The 16,196-nt window shown below is 67.1% G+C and carries 15 protein-coding genes; 10 read left to right on the top strand and 5 right to left on the bottom strand.

Going from position 1 to position 16,196, the window contains the following annotated elements:
- The first annotated feature begins 3 nt into the window (after positions 1–3).
- Together BLV97_RS00410 and BLV97_RS00405 are read left to right on the top strand one after the other, a co-directional pair.
- Entirely contained in the window at positions 4–1,089 is a 1,086-nt protein-coding gene (locus BLV97_RS00410; protein ID WP_035837387.1) for a HesA/MoeB/ThiF family protein, read from the top strand.
- Positions 1,090–1,170: 81 nt separating this feature from the next.
- Complete coding sequence (locus BLV97_RS00405) at positions 1,171–3,198, top strand: M3 family metallopeptidase (protein ID WP_035837389.1); 2,028 nt, start codon at positions 1,171–1,173, stop codon at positions 3,196–3,198.
- A 225-nt stretch (positions 3,199–3,423) separates the two neighbouring features.
- Here BLV97_RS00405 and BLV97_RS00400 read toward each other — a convergent pair whose 3' ends face one another.
- Positions 3,424–4,533 carry an aspartate-semialdehyde dehydrogenase gene (locus BLV97_RS00400; RefSeq protein WP_081824855.1) on the bottom strand — a complete coding sequence of 370 codons (1,110 nt, stop codon included), beginning with the start codon at positions 4,531–4,533 and terminating at the stop codon, positions 3,424–3,426.
- A gap of 290 nt (positions 4,534–4,823) precedes the next feature.
- On the opposite strand from BLV97_RS00400, the gene BLV97_RS00395 reads away from it, so the two are divergent.
- A complete protein-coding gene (locus BLV97_RS00395) occupies positions 4,824–5,045 on the top strand; it encodes a zinc-finger domain-containing protein (protein ID WP_035837392.1) in 222 nt (73 codons plus the stop codon).
- A gap of 69 nt (positions 5,046–5,114) precedes the next feature.
- Entirely contained in the window at positions 5,115–7,937 is a 2,823-nt protein-coding gene (polA, locus tag BLV97_RS00390) for a DNA polymerase I (protein ID WP_035837394.1), read from the top strand.
- 431 nt (positions 7,938–8,368) lie between these two features.
- Here the strand turns inward: polA and BLV97_RS00385 are convergent, their stop codons facing one another.
- A complete protein-coding gene (locus BLV97_RS00385; protein ID WP_035837396.1) occupies positions 8,369–9,067 on the bottom strand; it encodes an SDR family NAD(P)-dependent oxidoreductase in 699 nt (232 codons plus the stop codon).
- Between the two features lie 182 nt (positions 9,068–9,249).
- On the opposite strand from BLV97_RS00385, the gene BLV97_RS00380 reads away from it, so the two are divergent.
- Positions 9,250–10,050, top strand: a complete 801-nt coding sequence (locus BLV97_RS00380; RefSeq protein WP_092163898.1) for a crotonase/enoyl-CoA hydratase family protein — start codon at positions 9,250–9,252, stop codon at positions 10,048–10,050.
- 20 nt (positions 10,051–10,070) lie between these two features.
- Positions 10,071–10,976, top strand: a complete 906-nt coding sequence (locus tag BLV97_RS00375) for a cation diffusion facilitator family transporter (RefSeq protein WP_035837616.1) — start codon at positions 10,071–10,073, stop codon at positions 10,974–10,976.
- 29 nt (positions 10,977–11,005) lie between these two features.
- Here BLV97_RS00375 and BLV97_RS21085 read toward each other — a convergent pair whose 3' ends face one another.
- The 3 genes from BLV97_RS21085 to BLV97_RS00365 all read right to left on the bottom strand — a co-directional run bounded on the left by BLV97_RS21085 (position 11,006) and on the right by BLV97_RS00365 (position 12,450).
- Positions 11,006–11,404, bottom strand: coding sequence for an endonuclease/exonuclease/phosphatase family protein (locus BLV97_RS21085; protein WP_160169138.1), 399 nt, complete (start codon positions 11,402–11,404; stop codon positions 11,006–11,008).
- Entirely contained in the window at positions 11,401–11,598 is a 198-nt protein-coding gene (locus BLV97_RS21850) for a hypothetical protein (RefSeq protein WP_342028507.1), read from the bottom strand. Before BLV97_RS21850 ends, BLV97_RS21085 begins: the two co-directional genes overlap by 4 nt.
- A gap of 117 nt (positions 11,599–11,715) precedes the next feature.
- On the bottom strand, positions 11,716–12,450 hold the full coding sequence (locus tag BLV97_RS00365) for an SDR family oxidoreductase (RefSeq protein ID WP_035837618.1): 735 nt from the start codon (positions 12,448–12,450) through the stop codon (positions 11,716–11,718).
- A gap of 186 nt (positions 12,451–12,636) precedes the next feature.
- On the opposite strand from BLV97_RS00365, the gene argB reads away from it, so the two are divergent.
- The 4 genes from argB (at position 12,637) to BLV97_RS00345 (ending at position 16,172) form a co-directional block, all read left to right on the top strand.
- Entirely contained in the window at positions 12,637–13,515 is an 879-nt protein-coding gene (argB, locus tag BLV97_RS00360; RefSeq protein WP_035837624.1) for an acetylglutamate kinase, read from the top strand.
- The gene (locus BLV97_RS00355; protein WP_092163897.1) at positions 13,512–14,147 is read left to right on the top strand and encodes a ferredoxin; all 636 of its coding nucleotides are present in this window, start codon (positions 13,512–13,514) and stop codon (positions 14,145–14,147) included. The genes argB and BLV97_RS00355 overlap by 4 nt, the downstream gene beginning before the upstream one ends.
- The gene (locus BLV97_RS00350) at positions 14,144–14,650 is read left to right on the top strand and encodes a SixA phosphatase family protein (protein ID WP_035837620.1); all 507 of its coding nucleotides are present in this window, start codon (positions 14,144–14,146) and stop codon (positions 14,648–14,650) included. The genes BLV97_RS00355 and BLV97_RS00350 overlap by 4 nt, the downstream gene beginning before the upstream one ends.
- Before the next feature lie 442 nt (positions 14,651–15,092).
- The gene (locus tag BLV97_RS00345) at positions 15,093–16,172 is read left to right on the top strand and encodes an MraY family glycosyltransferase (RefSeq protein WP_092163896.1); all 1,080 of its coding nucleotides are present in this window, start codon (positions 15,093–15,095) and stop codon (positions 16,170–16,172) included.
- The last annotated feature ends 24 nt before the right edge of the window (positions 16,173–16,196 follow it).

Here is a 16,196-nt window from a genome sequence, read left to right as displayed (position 1 = left end):
ACAATGAAGCTGGTTCTTCTGATTGCGATTGGGCTGTGGGTCCTGGGCTGGGCGCTGGGCGCGTCGCTCAGGGCGCGGGCCTGGCTGGTGGCGCTGCTTATCGGCGTGGTGATGGGCATTCAGCTGATGCTGCCCCCGGGCCATCCACTGCGCATCGCGACCGGCGGCGACATCCGCAACTGGCTGCTGGTGGCGGGCATTCTGGCCATCGTGCTGGCCTATCGCGAGGGGCTGCACCGGCTGCGCGCCAGGGCCCGGCCCCCGGCCTCGGCGCGTGACACCGATGCGGCCGCGCCGCCGGCCGCAACGCCCCCCGCATCCCCCGCCCGCCTTTATGCCGAGGGAGAGCTTGACCGCTATGCCCGCCACATCATGCTGCGCGAGATCGGTGGGCCGGGTCAGAAGGCGCTGAAACAGGCGCGTGTGCTGGTCGTCGGCGCCGGCGGGCTGGGGGCGCCGGTGCTGCTTTATCTGGCGGCGGCCGGGGTCGGCACGATCGGGGTGATCGACGACGACGTGGTCGATCTTTCCAACCTGCAACGTCAGGTGATCCACGACACGGCCCAGTTGGGAAATGCCAAGGTTGCGTCGGCGGCGGCGCGGATGCGGGCGTTGAACCCCTTCGTCACGGTCGAGGAATATCCCGCAAGGCTGGACGAGGAGAGCGCCGATGAAATCTTCGCGCGCTACGACCTGATCCTAGACGGTTCGGACAATTTCGACACGCGCTATCTGGTGAACCGGGTGGCGGCGGGTCAGGGAAAGCCGCTGATCGCCGCGGCCATCACCCAATGGGAAGGCCAGATCAGCCTTTACGATCCTGCCCATGGCACGCCGTGCTACCAATGCGTCTTCCCCGAACGCCCGGCGCCCGGCCAGGTGCCAAGTTGCGCCGAGGCAGGCGTGGTGGGGCCGCTGCCGGGCGTGCTGGGGACGATGATGGCGCTGGAGGCGGTGAAGCATGTCACCGGCGCGGGCGCCACCCTGCGCGGAGAGATGATGGTATATGACGGGCTTTGGGGCGAAAGCCGCAAGTTCAAGCTGGCCCGGCGCCCCGACTGCCCCGTCTGCGGCGCGCGGGCAGGCTAGGCGGCTTTCGGCAATCGTCGGGCGCCGCGCTGGACCTTCCCGCCCGGGGGCCATAGCTAATGGGGGCCAAAGGAGGCCGCCATGACCAATCCACTGCTTTCCGACTGGACCGGCCGGTTCCAGCTTCCGCCCTTCGCCGCGATCGCCGATGCCGATTTCGCCCCCGCGTTCGATGCCGCCCTGACCGAGGCGCGCGCCAGGATCACCGCGATCGCCGAAGACCCCGCCGCGCCCAGTTTCGCCAACACGATCGAGGCGCTGGAACTGGCCGAGGAAACCCTAGATCGCGTGGCGGGGGTGTTCTTCAACCTCGCCGGTGCCGACAGCAACCCCGCGCGTGAGGCGCTGCAGCGCGACCTGGCGCCGAAACTGTCGGCTTTTTCGTCCGAACTGGTTATGAACCGGCCTCTGTTCGAACGGATCGAGGCGCTGTGGCAGGGGCGCGACGGCCTGGGCCTGAACGACGAACAGATGCGCGTGCTCACCCTTTACCGGCGGATGTTCGTGCGCGCCGGCGCCCAGCTGGAAGGAAGCAAGGCCCAGCGCCTGACCGAGGTCAAAAGCCGCCTTGCCGTGCTTGGCACCCAGTTCACCCAGAACCTGCTGGCCGATGAACGCGAATGGTTCATGGAACTGGCCGAGGACCAGCTGACCGGCTTGCCCGATTTCGTTGTCGCCTCGGCCCGCGCCGCGGCTGAAGAGCGCGGCCTCGATGGCTGGGCGATCACGCTCAACCGGTCTTTGATCGTGCCGTTCCTGCAATTCTCTTCCCGCCGCGATCTGCGTGAAACCGCCTATAAGGCCTGGGTGGCGCGCGGCGAGAACGGCAACGACCACGACAACCGCGAGATCGCGCGCGAGATCCTGGCGCTGCGCGAGGAGCGCGCGCATCTGCTGGGCTATCCGAATTTTGCGGCCTACAAGCTGGAACCCGAGATGGCCAAGACGCCGCAGGCGGTGCGCGATCTGTTGATGCAGGTCTGGCGCCCGGCGCGCGCCAAGGCCAATGCCGATGCCGAGGTGCTGACCGCGCTGATGCACCGCGACGGCATCAACGGCGACCTCGAGCCCTGGGACTGGCGCTATTATTCCGAGCAGCGGCGCCGCGACGAGCACGACCTCGATGAGGGGCAGCTCAAACCCTACCTCTCGCTCGACGCGATGATCGCGGCCGCCTTCGACGTGGCCAATCGTCTGTTCGGGCTGGAGTTTCGCGAACTTGACGCCGCGCTCTACCACCCGGACGTGCGCGCCTGGGAGGTGACGCGCGAAGGTCGGCACATGGCGGTGTTCCTGGGCGATTATTTCGCCAGGTCCTCGAAACGCTCGGGCGCCTGGTGTTCGGCCTTCCGCGCGCAGCGCAAGCTGGGCGGAGAGGTGCGGCCTGTCGTGGTGAACGTGTGCAACTTCGCCAGGCCGGCCAAGGGGCAGCCGGCGCTGCTAAGCTATGACGATGCGCGTACGCTTTTCCATGAATTCGGCCATGCGCTGCACCAGATGCTGTCCGACGTGACCTATGGCTTCATCTCCGGCACCTCGGTGGCGCGCGATTTCGTGGAACTGCCCAGCCAGCTATATGAGCATTGGCTGGAGGTGCCCGAGGTGTTGAAGACCCATGCGAAGCACTGGCAGACCGGCGCGGCCATGCCCGCCGACATGTTGCAGCGCCTGCTGAATGCCGCGACCTATGATCAGGGCTTCGCGACGGTCGAATATGTGGCCTCGGCGCTGGTCGATCTGGCTTTCCACGACGGCCCGGCGCCGGCCGACCCGATGGCGAAACAGGCCAAGGTGCTGGCCGAACTGGGAATGCCCCGCGCGATCCGCATGCGCCATGCGACGCCGCATTTCGCGCATGTCTTCTCGGGCGACGGCTATTCCTCGGGCTATTACAGCTACATGTGGTCCGAGGTGATGGACGCGGACGCATTCGAAGCCTTCGAGGAAGCGGGCGACGCTTTCGACCCGGTGACCGCCGAGAAACTGGAGACATTCATCCTGTCGGCCGGTGGCTCGGAAGAGGCCGAGGCGCTTTACATGAGCTTCCGGGGCCGGCTGCCAGGGGTCGAGGCGCTGTTGCGCGGGCGGGGGCTGGTGCCGGCGGTCTAGGCAGGGGCGTCGCTCCCTGCGCCACCGGGACGTTCCAGCCGGTAGGACAGAATGCTTCTGGCGCTGTTTCCTGGCGCAGATATTCCGCCCGATGCCGCCGCCGCGCCGCTGCTGGCGTCGGGGCCGGGTTGCCGGCCTGCGGCGGCAGCGGCGACGGGCGGCGCCGGGACCCGCGAAGGCGCCAGCGCCCCTGTTGCGCACGCGGCGTCCGACCGGTCCGCATCGCTAGCCGCCCACCAAGGTTTCGGCGATCTGCACCGCGTTGAGGGCGGCACCCTTGCGCAGCTGGTCCCCGACCACGAAGAGGCTCAGGCTGCACCCGGTCGGATCGCCCAGATCGGTGCGGATGCGGCCGACGAAGACGTCGTCCTGGCCGGACACTTCCGAGGGCATCGGAAAATGATTTGCCTCGCGGTCGTCCAGTATCCGCAGGCCGGGGGCCGCGGATAGCATCGCGCGGGTCTCGGACACGCTGACCGGCGCGTCGAAAACGAGCGTCAGGGCGATGGCATGGGCGCGCAGCACCGGCACCCGGATGCAGGTGATCCCGATCGGCAAGCCCGGCGCGCCCAGGATGCGCCTTGTCTCGGCGATGACCTTCAATTCCTCTCCGTTGTAGCCAGAGCGCGGGTCGACCTCTGCGTTGTGGCTGAACAGGTTGAAGGCGTAAGGGTGGGGCAGGATGGCGGGCGTGTATTCGCGGCCGTCCAGTGCCGCCGCGGTGCCGGCGCGCAGCTCCTCCATCATCGCGGCGCCGCCGCCCGAGGCCGCCTGATAGGTCGCGGCCTGGATCCGGCGGATCGGATGGACGCGGTTCAGGGGCGCCAGCGCGACGGTCATGATCGCGGCCACGCAATTGGGGTTGGCGATTATCCCGCCGGAACCGTTCAGCCCGCCATGCCCGGCCAGCACCGCACCGTTGACCTCGGGCACGACCAACGGCACTTCGGGTGCCATGCGGAAGGCCGAGGAATTGTCGATCACCACCGCGCCCGCTTCGGCCGCCAGCGGCGCGTAATGGCGTGAAATCGTCGCCCCGGCCGAGAACAGCGCGATGTCGATGCCGTCGAAGCTTTCGTCCGTAAGCTCCTCGATCACCAGTTCGGCGCCGCGGAAGCGCACCCGCCGCCCCGCCGACCGGGCCGATGCGAAGAGGCGCAGCGAGGCCAGGGGGAAGGCGCGCGCTTCCAGGCAGGCGATCAATTCGGCCCCGACCGCGCCGGTCGCGCCGACGACGGCCACGCGGGGCGCGGGGCGGCTGCGCGGCGGCGCCAGGCCTGGGGCGGCGACGGCCGGGGAAAGGGCCTCTTCATCGGGATGTGGTTCGGTCAGCATGATCTCGCTCTCGGTTCGGCGGGAGGAGGGGGGCTGATTTCCGTTTCAGGCCCGCTCCATCCCGGAGGGGCCTGGTGGTGGTCGTCAGTCGCCTGAACACACCCGCAGAACCCCCGCCGAGGCGGTGGTCTTTACGGTGTGTTTAATCTGGGCGGTCATCTGCGACATAACTGCCCCATAGCGCGAAATCCGGCCTCGATCAAGCCTGAGCGTGGCGCGCGCCTTGCGGCAGTCTTGACGGCCCGGTCGCTGCCGCCTATCCCCCGTCTATGTCCAACGGAGAGCGCCCGATGACCACGCAAGTGCCCGAGACCGAGATCGTGTCTGCCTGGAAAGTCGCCTGCGACGGCGGCGAGGGCGCGCTGGGTCATCCCCGCGTCTGGCTGACGATCCCGCATGATACCGGCTTCGTCGAATGCGGCTATTGCGACAAGCGCTACATTCACGAGAGCAAGAATGCCCCGGTCGCCGAAAGCTTCGAGGAAAAGATCGCCGACACCGCCGAGGAATAATGGCATCGCCCCCGGCGCGCGCGGGGCTCGGCGGCGGGCGCGCGGCGAAGAGCCCCAAGGGAGAGTGCGATGACGTTCGGCAAGGGCCACCACCTGCATCTGATCGACGGCTCGGCCTTCATCTTCCGCGCCTATCACGCGTTGCCGCCGCTGACCCGCAAATCCGACGGTCTGCCGGTCGGTGCGGTCGCGGGCTTTTGCAACATGCTGTTCAAATATGTCGAGGGCTGGAACGGCGGCGAGGCCCCCACCCACGCGGCGGTGATCTTCGACTATTCCTCGAAGACCTTCCGTAACGAGATATTCCCCCAGTACAAGGCCAACCGCCCCGATCTGCCCGAAGATCTGCGGCCCCAGTTCCCGCTGACGCGCGAGGCCACGCGCGCCTTCAACATCGCCTGCATCGAACGCGAGGATTACGAGGCCGACGACATCATCGCGACGCTGGCCACCCAGGCCGACGCGGCGGGCGGATCGGTCACCATCATCTCGTCCGACAAGGATCTGATGCAACTGGTCGGCGGCGGGATCGAGATGTTCGACGCGATGAAGAACCGCACGATCGGCGTCGATGAGGTGATCGAGAAATTCGGGGTGAAGCCCGACCGGGTGGTCGATGTGCAGGCTTTGGCCGGTGACAGCATCGACAACATTCCCGGCGCGCCCGGGATCGGGGTGAAGACGGCGGCACTTCTGATCAATGAATTCGGCGATCTCGAAACCCTTCTGGCCCGCGCCGAAGAGATCAGGCAGCCCAAGCGCCGCGAGACGCTGCTGACCATGGCCGAACAGATCCGCACCTCGCGCCGGCTGGTGGAACTGTGCCGCGAAACCCCGATGGGCGGGACCACCCTGGACGATCTGGAGGTACGCGATCCGGTGCCCGACGATCTGCTTGGGTTCCTGTCGCAGATGGAGTTCCGCAGCCTGACCAAGCGGGTGGCCGAAAAGCTGGGGGTCGAGCCACCCGCGGTGGCCGAAGCCGTCGCCCACGCCCAGGCCGACAGCGCCGCGGCCGCGCCCCGGCCGGAACAGCCCGCGATCGACCCGGACGCCTATGAATGTGTCCGCGACGCGGACGCGCTGGCCCCCTGGATTGCGGCGATCCGTGAACGCGGCTATGTCGCTGTCGACACCGAGACCACCAGCCTTGACGAGATGCAGGCCGATCTGGTGGGCATCTGCCTGTCGGTGGAACCGGGGCGCGCCTGCTATATCCCCCTGGGCCACCGTCCGCCGGGCGACGCGGGCGACGATCTCTTTGGCTCGGACGCGCTGGCAGAGGGCCAGATGCCGCTGGACCGCGCGCTGGCGCTGCTCAAGCCCGTGCTCGAGGATGACGCGATCCTCAAGATCTTCCAGAATGCCAAGTACGACACCAAGATCTTCGCCCGGTATGGCGTGCACGCAGCGCCGATCGACGACACGATGCTGATGTCCTATGCGCTGCATTCCGGGCTGCATGGCCACGGCATGGATACTTTGTCCGAGGAATATCTTGGCCACCGCCCGATTCCGATCAAATCGCTGCTGGGCTCGGGCAAGTCGCAGATCACCTTCGATCGGGTGCCGATCGCGGAAGCGGTGAAATATGCCGCCGAGGATGCCGATATCACCCTGCGCCTGTGGCAGGCTTTCAAGCCGCGATTGCACCGCGCCCGGGTGACGACGGTCTACGAGACGCTCGAGCGTCCGCTTGTGCCCGTCCTGGCCGAGATGGAGATGACCGGCGTCGTGGTCGACCGCGATGTCCTTAGCCGGATGTCGAACGCCTTCGCGCAGAAGATGGCCGGCCTCGAGGCCGAGATCCGGGAACTCGCGGGCGAGGATTTCAACGTGGGCTCCCCCAAGCAACTGGGCGAGATCCTGTTCGACAAGATGTCGCTGCCCGGCGGCCAAAAGGGCAAGACCGGCGCCTATGCGACCGGGGCCGACGTGCTAGAGGATCTGGCCGCCGAGGGCCACGACCTGCCGGCCAGGGTACTCGATTGGCGCCAGCTGTCGAAACTGAAATCGACCTACACCGACGCCCTGCAGACCCATATCAACCCCGACACCGGGCGGGTGCACACGTCCTATGTCCAGACCGGGGCGAACACCGGGCGGCTGGCGTCGACTGATCCGAACCTGCAGAACATTCCCGTGCGGACCGAAGAGGGCCGGCGTATCCGCGAGGCCTTCGTCGCGCCGGAAGGCAAGCTTCTGGTCAGCCTCGACTATTCCCAGATCGAGTTGCGCATTCTCGCCCATGTCGCGGATCTGGCAGAGATGAAGCAGGCGTTCCGTGACGGGCTCGATATCCACGCGATGACGGCGTCCGAGATGTTCAACGTGCCGATCGAGGGCATGGACCCGGGTGTCCGCCGCCAGGCCAAGGCGATCAATTTCGGCGTGATCTACGGGATTTCCGGCTTTGGCCTGGCGCGCAACCTGCGCATTCCGCGTGCCGAGGCGCAGGGTTTCATCGACCGCTATTTCGAACGCTTCCCCGGCATCAAGGCCTATATGGACGCGACCGTCGCCTTCGCGAAGGAGCACGGCTATGTCCAGACGCTGTTCGGCCGCAAGATCCACACCCCCGAGATCGCCGCGAAGGGGCCCAAGGCCGGATTTGCCCGTCGCGCGGCGATCAACGCGCCGATCCAGGGCGCGGCGGCCGACGTGATCCGGCGCGCCATGGTGCGGATGCCCGCGGCCATCGCGGGGCTGCCTGCGAAGATGCTGCTGCAGGTCCATGACGAATTGCTGTTTGAGGTTGAGGAAGGCGCGGTCGATGCCACCATCGCCCGGGTGAAGGCGGTGATGGAGGGCGCGGCAGAGCCGGCGGTGAGGCTGGACGTGCCGCTGATCGTCGATGCCGGCCGGGGCCGGAACTGGGCCGAGGCGCACTAGGGGCGGCGCCGTTCAGCGGCGCTTCGCAAGCCTCTTGCGTTCGAGGGGGGCGCGGCCCCCCATCCCCCCCGGAGTATTTTCGCCAAGGTGAACAGCGAAGGTGGCGACAGTACTCACGCCGGAAGGCTGAAGCGTGCAGGGGGCGCCGTCGTTGATGTCGGCCCCGGCGGTGCCGGGTATGACCAGTCTGTCGGGCAGCCGGCCTTGCGTGGCGTGGATCCGGGCGCCGCTGGCGGGCCTGAGAACTGCCGGCGGCCGGCCGAGAAGATATGTGACTGGCGGTGCGGGTTTCCGATGCGCGGTGAAACCACCACCCGTCTGGGGCAACGTCACGCCAAGATCGCCGGGCGGCCCCGCGCCGCCATTGATCCGCGCCGGTGCGATGCCGCGCGTCTTGGGTCGCCTGCAGATGCCCGAGGACCGCGCCGCGTTCAGAACGTCTCGACCCAGGGCCGCAGCGAGAGTTCCTCGGACCAGGCCGAGCGCGGCTGATCGACCAGCGCCAGGTAGCTTTGCGCGATCGCGGCGGGGTCGAGCATCGAATCCGGCGCGTCGGCGGCCTCGATGCGGCCGGGGTTGCGGATCCGGCCGTCGATGTTGATCCAGGCGACATGGATGCCCTTGGGGTGCAATTCGCGCGCCATGGATTGGGCCAGGCCGCGCTGCGCGAACTTGCCCATCGCGAAGCTGGCCGATTGCGGGAAGCCCTTCACCCCGGCCGACGCGCCGGTGAACAGGATCGTGCCGTGAATGCCGTCCCGTGCCGGGGCGGCCAGCATCGCCCGCGCCGCGGCCTGCCCCACGAGGAAGGCGCCGAAGGCGGTGACCTCCAGCGCGTGGCGGACCTCTTCGGCATCGACCTCGGTGATCGGGCCGCGCACCCGGGCCGAGGGGTTGTAGACAACGGTGCGCGGCGCGGTTCCCAAGGCGGCGAACAGCGCCGCCACCTGGGCTGGGTCGGCGGCGTCGCAGGAATGGCGGCTTGCGCCGGTATCGTCGGCGATGTCGGCCAGCTTGTCGGTATCGCGGGCGGCCAGTGCCACGGCATCGCCGCGTGCGGCGAAGGCGCGGGCCAGCGCAGCGGACAGGCCGGCGCCCGCACCGACGATCAGGGTCAAGGGTCTGGTCATGCGTATCTCCCGGGGTTTGGCGCAGGCTGGACCGCGCGGCGCGGCTTGTCAAAGGCCGTTCCCCGGACGCGCGGGCGCCCCACGGACGCCCTGGCGCCCTGATCCGGCGGGCGGTGCGGCGCCGGGCTTTCACCTGGGCGCGGGCCGGGCCATAGTGGCGGCGCAAAAGCGGAGAGGGCACCATGGCTGACGAGGTTCTGATCGAGGTCGACACGGCCGGGGTGGCCGAGGTGGTTCTGAACCGCCCCCGGAAGAAGAATGCCTGGACGATGGCGGTCTTCGACGGGCTGGCCGCGGCGGCGGCCGATTTGCGCGCCCGCAAGGGCCTGCGCGCGGTGATCTTGCGCGGCGCCGGGGGGTGTTTTTCGGCCGGTATCGACCTGAGCGTGCTGCAAGGCTTTGCCGCCGATTTCGATGCGATTCGCGCCCAGATGCTGACGCCGCCCGATGGCCAGGCGGCGAACCGTTTCCAGGCGCCGGTGACGGCCTGGGCCGATCTGCCGGTGCCGGTGATCGCGGCGATCGACGGCGTGGCCTTCGGGGCCGGGATGCAGCTTGCGCTTGGGGCGGATTTCCGGATCGCAAGCCCCGGCGCGCGCCTGTCGATCATGGAGGCGAAATGGGGCATAATTCCGGATATGGGCATCAGCCAGAGCCTGCCAAAGCTGATCCGCGCCGATCTGGCCAAGGAACTGATCATGACCGGGCGCGTTCTGGAAGCGGAAGAGGCGCTGAGCCTGGGTCTGATCACCCGCATCTCTTCCGATCCGCTGGCGGCGGCACGCGACATGGCGGCTGCGCTTGCCACCCGCTCGCCCGATGCGCTTGCGGCCTCGAAGGCGCTGGTCGAACAGGCCTGGACCCTGCCGCCGGGTGCCGGGCTTGGCCTAGAGGCACGGCTGCAGGCTGATATCATCGGCGCGACGAACCAGTTGGAGATGGTGATGGCCAACCTGCAAAACCGTCCGCCAAAATTCCGCTAGGACCGCACCCGGGTAGCACCATGCCGCATGATCACCACCATCACCATCACGTCGATCCCGAGGCGGGCGACGGACGTGTCGCGCTGGCCGTCGCCGTGAACTTGATCCTGACGGTGGCGCAGATCGCGGGCGGGATCTTCTCGGGCTCGGTCGCGCTGATCGCGGATGCGATCCACAATTTTTCGGACGCGCTGACGCTGGTGATCGCCTATGCCGCGCGCCGTATCGCCAGGCGCCCGGCGGATGCGACGATGACCTTCGGCTATGGCCGGGCCGAGGTGGTGGCCGCGATGGTCAACTACACATCGCTGATCCTGATCTCGATCTGGCTGGCGGGCGAGGCCATGCTGCGCCTGTTCCATCCGCCGCAGGTCGAGGGCGGGATTGTTGTCGTGCTGGCCGGGCTGGCGCTGATCGTCGATTTGGCAACCGCCACGCTTACCTATGCGATGTCGAAGAACAGCATGAACATCCGCGCGGCCTTTCTGCACAACCTGGCCGACGCGGCGACTTCGGTCGCGGTGATCGTGTCGGGCGGGCTGATCATGCTGTTTGACTGGCGGCTGGCCGACCCGATCGTGACGCTGGCGATCTCGGGCTGGATCCTGTGGCACGCGGTCCGCGAGATCGGGCCGGCGATCCGCATTCTGATGCTCGGCGCGCCGCCCGAGATCGAGGCGAAGGCGCTGATCGCTCGGATCGGCGACGTTGAAGGCATCAGCGGCGTGCATCACCTGCATCTGTGGCAGATCGACGAGCATGAGACCTCGATCGAGGTGCATCTGGTCGTCGAGGACGCGGGGGCCGAGGTCGAGGTGCGCCGCATGCTGAACCGCGAGTTCGGAATTCATCATGCGACGTTGCAGGTCGAGGCGCCCGGCGATACTTGCGAAGCCCCCTGCATGATCGGGCACGCGGCGCGCTAGGCGGATCTGGCCAGCATTGGGGCGCGCCGCTATACCTCAAGCACAAGGGGGCAGTGGTCAGAGACCTCGGGGGAACGGATCACGTCGAAGCGCCGGACAGCGTCCTCGGAATTGACCAGCATGTAATCCGCGAACCGCCCCGGTTTTTCGTAATGCGCGGTCCTTGTGCCGGCGAAGCCGCGCGTCGTCACCAACTCGGTGAAGCCGTGGTCTGCAAGGTGGTTCAGGGTCTCGCTGCCTGGCTCGACGTTGAAATCGCCGCAGGTGACGCGCAGATCGCGCAGCCCATGCATGTGCGTGATGCTGACCGGCCTTTGCCGCGCGCCGTTGTAGACCCGGATCGCATGGGCGCTGCGCGACCTTGGATGATCGCCGAAACCATCGGCGGCGAAGCCCTTGAGCACGAAGCCCTGGGCCTGCGCGCTCACCGGCAGCGACTGATGCACGAAGGTGGCAAGCCCCCATTGCGACGCGACGGCCCGGTCGCCGTCCCACAGGTCCCCCTGCGCGGCGGGGCAGAAGATGGCGCAATGCGCGGGCAGGGCTGCGGCAGCACATGGTTGCCGTCTCGATATGTCAGCCAGTCCTGCCCGGCCCGGGGGCTATGCACGACCTCCTGCAGGCACAGAACGTCCGGCCGTTCTGCCGCGATATAGGGGGCAAGCTGCCGATGCAGCCTGTCGCCCCAACCGCTCAGGCAGATGATCTTCCTGCCGCCGCTCCGCCACCGCGCGGGACCTCAGACGTGCTGGGCGCCGTTTACTTCGATCTCGGTACCCGAGACATAGCTCGATTCCTGGGCGCAGAGGAACCAGATGACGCTGGCCACCTCGGCGGGCTGGCCGAGGCGGCGCATCGGCAACTCGGCCACGATTTTCTCGGTGCCAGGGCTTAGGATCGCGGTTTCCACCTCGCCCGGCGCGATGGCGTTGACGCGCACGCCAAGGGGGCCGAAATCATGCGCCATCTCGCGCGTCAGCGCAGCCAGCGCGGCCTTCGATGTCGCATAGGCCGCCCCGGCGAAAGGGTGCACCCGGCTACCGGCGATCGAGGTCACGTTCACCACGCTGCCCCGTGCCGCGGCCAATTCGTCCTTCAGGCCGCGCGCCAAGATCACGGGGGCGAAGAAATTCACATGAAAGACCTGGCCCCAGGTCTTGAGATCGGTGTCAAGCGTGCTTAGCCGCGCCCCGCCCGCTCCCTTGGGGGAAATCCCCGCGTTGTTCACCAGCGCGTCGAGCCGGCCATCCAGCTTTTCGCGGATCACCTCGATCGCGGCGATGGTGCGGTTCGGTTCGGCCAGGTCGATCTCGATATGGTTTTCCGCGCCGCCGGGCCAGGGGCAGCGCGGATCGAAGGGCTGGCGCGAACAGGTCAGCACCCGCCAGCCCTCGGCCGAGAAGCGCTTGACCGTGGCGTGACCGATGCCGCGGCTGGCCCCCGTCAGAACCAATGTCTTCTGCCGTTCCGCCATTCTGCTTTCTCCTGACGCCCGGGAAAGCCTAACCGCGCCAGCCGGAAGTGCAATGGTCCGCAGCAGCGAACGCGGCGCGATCTGGGCGGAACCGCGGCTGTCAGCTGGACCTCGGGCCTTGGCAGGGGGCTTCGTCTGTTCTACCACTTCTTTCCGAGCCCCAGGACATGCCCCATGAAGAAGCAGATCATGCGTGACCCGATCGCCACCGCCCGGACCCTCTCCGAGGCACTCCCCTACCTGCAGCGCTATAGCGGCGCCGTGGTCGTCATCAAGTTCGGCGGCAACGCCATGGGCGACGATGAGGCCATGGCCGAATTCGCCCGCGACGTGGTGTTGCTGCGACAGGTCGGGGTGAATCCGGTGGTCGTGCATGGCGGCGGGCCGATGATCAACAAGCTGCTGGGCCAGCTTGGGATCAAATCCGAATTCGTGCGCGGCAAGCGGGTGACCGACAAGGCCACGGTCGAGGTGGTCGAGATGGTGCTGTCGGGCCTTGTCAACAAGCGTATCGTCCAGGCGATCAATGACGAGGGCGGGCGCGCCGTGGGGATCTCCGGCAAGGATGACGACCTGATGGTCTGCGTTGCCGATGATCCGGAACTGGGCTTCGTCGGCAAGCCGGTCGAGATGAACGTCGAGATCATCCGCGACCTCTATCGCGCCGGCATGATCCCGGTGATCGCCCCGGTCGCGACCGGGATGGAGGACAACGAGACCTTCAACGTCAACGGCGATACCGCGGCAGGCGCGATCGCGGGCGCGCTGAAGGCCGATCGTCTGCTGCTGTTGACCGATGTGGCTGGCGTGAAGGACGCGCAGGGCAATGTCGTGACCCAGCTGTCGCCCGAAGAGGTGCGCGAGATGATCGCCAACGGAACCATCGCCGGCGGCATGATCCCGAAGACCGAGACCGCGTTGAAGGCGCTGGAGGACGGGGTGCGCGCCGTGACCATCATCGACGGCACCGTGCCCAACGCCTGCCTCCTGGAATTGTACACCGAACACGGGGCTGGCAGCATCATCCGCTCGACCGAGCCAAGCGTGAGGCCGCGCATCAGGTGAGCCGGCTGCGCGCCATCGCCGATGCCGCGGCCCGCGATCGTCTGGCTGTTCTGGGCGCTTTCCATCCCGAAACGGGCGGCACGCTGGTGTTGCTGGGACCGGCGGAACCCGGCTTCTGGCCGCATTTGACCGCGCAACCCGAATGGCGTGATGGCGCCCCCCATCCGATGGACCGCTGGTCGGCAAGGGTGATCGGCGCGCTCGCGGCGGATTTCGGCGCCGAGGCCCGCTTTCCCTTCGGCGGCCCGCCCTATCATCCATTCTATACCTGGGCGCTGGCCTCGGGCCGCGCCTGGGCCTCGCCAGTGGCGCTGCTGGTCCATGACAGTGCCGGGCTGATGGTTTCCTTTCGCGGGGCGCTGCTGGTGCCGGAGCGGCTCGACTTGCCCCCGGTGCCGACGGCGGCCCCTTGCGCGACCTGCGCCGCCCGGCCCTGCCTCGGGGCTTGCCCGGCCGGGGCGCTGGGCGCGGACGGCTATGATGTTGCCGCCTGTCATGCCTTTCTTGATCGGCCAGAGGGCGCTGTCTGCCGGACCGGCGGGTGCCTGGTGCGCCGGGCCTGTCCGGTCTCGGCGATCTATGGCAGGCTGGAGGCGCAGTCGGCCTATCACATGGAGCAGTTCCACCGATGACCAAGCGTCTGATCCTGATCCGGCACGCGAAATCCAGTTGGGACGACCCGATGACGCCGGATCTTGCCCGTCCCCTCAATCCGCGCGGCCGGCGTGCCGCCGCCGCGATCGGGACCTGGCTGAACTCGCGCGGGCACCTGCCCGACGAGGTGCTGTGCTCGCATGCCGCGCGCACCACCGAAACCTGGGCGCGGCTGTCGCCGGCGTTGGAGGACGCACCCGAGGCGAAACTGACGCCCACGCTCTACAATGCCTCGGTCGAGGTAATCATGGCAGTGCTGCGCCACGCTACCGGCCGCGAGGTGATGATCATCGGTCACAACCCCGGGCTGGCGGAATTCGCGCAGCGCGTGCTGATCCGACCGCCGCCGCACCCCGAGTTCCGCCGCTTCCCGACCGGCGCGACCTTGGTCGCCGAATTCGAGATATCGCAGTGGCAAGAGGCCGAGTTCGCCCAGGCCAGCATGGTCGATTTCATCGTGCCGCGCAGCCTTGAGGCCTAGACCGGTCGACGGGCGCCGGTTTATATGCGGGTAATAAAATGTTTACCGATTAACCTGTAAGCAGAAAGCAATCACAGGGCGAATATTCTCAGTTTTCGATAGTGATCCTTGTCTAAGTGTAGACAGGGATGCAAAAAAACGAGAAATATTGGAGGGGGTGCATGAATGCGATCGCGAAACAACGTTGGGCTCGCTATAGTTTTCTCTAGGTCGTTTGAATTTCAAGGGCGATGCAGGGTTGTATGCGTGACGAGCCGTCGTTTGTGCCGCATCTTCCGATGACAGGCGTCGCATCGTTGCGGACGGTAGTTCCAGCCCCGCGAATTGATGGCGGTGCGGATTGCAGGTTTTCACGCGTCTGACATTCTTGGGATGTAGGGGCGCCACTCATCAAGACCTTCCGGCGGCGCAAGGCTAGACCGGATCAAAATCAGGGACTGACATGCTTTTCGTTCCGCTGCTGGTTGCCTTTTTGACATCCCTCGCCATCGGGGGGGTGATCCTTCGAACCCGTCACCTGCACGGCCAGTTCACGGTCGACGGAACGATCGGAGCCCAGAAGATTCACCGCGGCGAGGTGCCGCGAATCGGTGGGCTGGCGGTTGGCGTCGGCCTGCTGGCGGGCGGGCTTTGGATGAGCTTGGCCGGCGTCAATCAGTGGTGGCTCTTCGCGGTCTGCGCCGTTCCCGTCTTCATCGCCGGATTCTGGGAGGATCTGACCAAGCGGGTCAGCGTCATGACCCGGTTGCTGGCGACGATCATGGCAGGAATGATATTCTCCAACGCGACCGGCTACGCGTTGCACCATCTGGATATTCCGGGCGTCGATTCGATCCTGGCGGTGCCGCTGGTCGCATTGTTCTTTACCGGATTCGCGATCGGCGGGGTGGCCAACGCGCTGAATATCATCGATGGCTGCAACGGTCTGGCGTCGGGGGCGGGGATGATCCTGCTCGGCGCGTTCGGGCTGATTGCCTGGCAGGCGGGCGATATTGCCTTAATGTCGGTCAGCCTGACGACGCTCTGTGCTGTTGGCGGGTTCTTCGCACTCAACTTCCCCAGTGGGCGGATCTTCCTGGGCGATGCCGGGGCCTATTCGATCGGCTTCCTGCTGGCTGCGCTTGCCGTGGCGCTGCCCGCCCGCAACCCTGAGATCTCTCCTATCATCGGTCTCTTGGTGTTGATCTACCCTGTCAGCGAGACGGTGTTTTCGATCCTGCGCCGCATGGGGCGGGGCAATGGCGCGGTTGGCCGGCCCGACCGGCAGCATCTGCACAGCATCGTCTTCCGCGCGCTGAACGGCGTGATCGAGAACAAGACCCATCGCAATTCGACCAGCGCCGCTGTGCTTTGGCTGCTGCCGCTGATCTCGTCGGTGATGGCGGTGGTGGTGGCGCGCGACAGCACGGCTGAAGTGCTTGCCGTGACCTTGCTCAACGTTCTGCTCTACCGCGGCGCCTATGGCCTGGCCGTGGCCCGGGCGCGGGTTCGGCGGCGGCTTGGGGGCGTCGGGTCGAACTAGGGCAGGCAAGCGCCCGTTCCGGGA

This window comes from Allgaiera indica (assembly GCF_900106675.1).
In the GTDB taxonomy this organism is placed as follows: domain Bacteria; phylum Pseudomonadota; class Alphaproteobacteria; order Rhodobacterales; family Rhodobacteraceae; genus Acidimangrovimonas; species Acidimangrovimonas indica.
The sequence above is the reverse complement of the archived record's forward strand: the minus strand, read 5'-3'. Positions and strand labels throughout refer to the sequence as shown.

Coding starts and splice junctions, on each gene's coding strand:
- BLV97_RS00345 (WP_092163896.1), top strand. CDS start 15,093: ATGCTTTTCGTTCCGCTGCTGGTTGCCTTTTTGACATCCCTCGCCATC.
- BLV97_RS00365 (WP_035837618.1), bottom strand. CDS start 12,450: ATGGCGGAACGGCAGAAGACATTGGTTCTGACGGGGGCCAGCCGCGGC.
- BLV97_RS00405 (WP_035837389.1), top strand. CDS start 1,171: ATGACCAATCCACTGCTTTCCGACTGGACCGGCCGGTTCCAGCTTCCG.
- BLV97_RS00410 (WP_035837387.1), top strand. CDS start 4: ATGAAGCTGGTTCTTCTGATTGCGATTGGGCTGTGGGTCCTGGGCTGG.
- polA (WP_035837394.1), top strand. CDS start 5,115: ATGACGTTCGGCAAGGGCCACCACCTGCATCTGATCGACGGCTCGGCC.
- BLV97_RS00385 (WP_035837396.1), bottom strand. CDS start 9,067: ATGACCAGACCCTTGACCCTGATCGTCGGTGCGGGCGCCGGCCTGTCC.
- BLV97_RS00395 (WP_035837392.1), top strand. CDS start 4,824: ATGACCACGCAAGTGCCCGAGACCGAGATCGTGTCTGCCTGGAAAGTC.
- BLV97_RS00380 (WP_092163898.1), top strand. CDS start 9,250: ATGGCTGACGAGGTTCTGATCGAGGTCGACACGGCCGGGGTGGCCGAG.
- BLV97_RS00400 (WP_081824855.1), bottom strand. CDS start 4,533: ATGCTGACCGAACCACATCCCGATGAAGAGGCCCTTTCCCCGGCCGTC.
- BLV97_RS00350 (WP_035837620.1), top strand. CDS start 14,144: ATGACCAAGCGTCTGATCCTGATCCGGCACGCGAAATCCAGTTGGGAC.
- BLV97_RS00375 (WP_035837616.1), top strand. CDS start 10,071: ATGCCGCATGATCACCACCATCACCATCACGTCGATCCCGAGGCGGGC.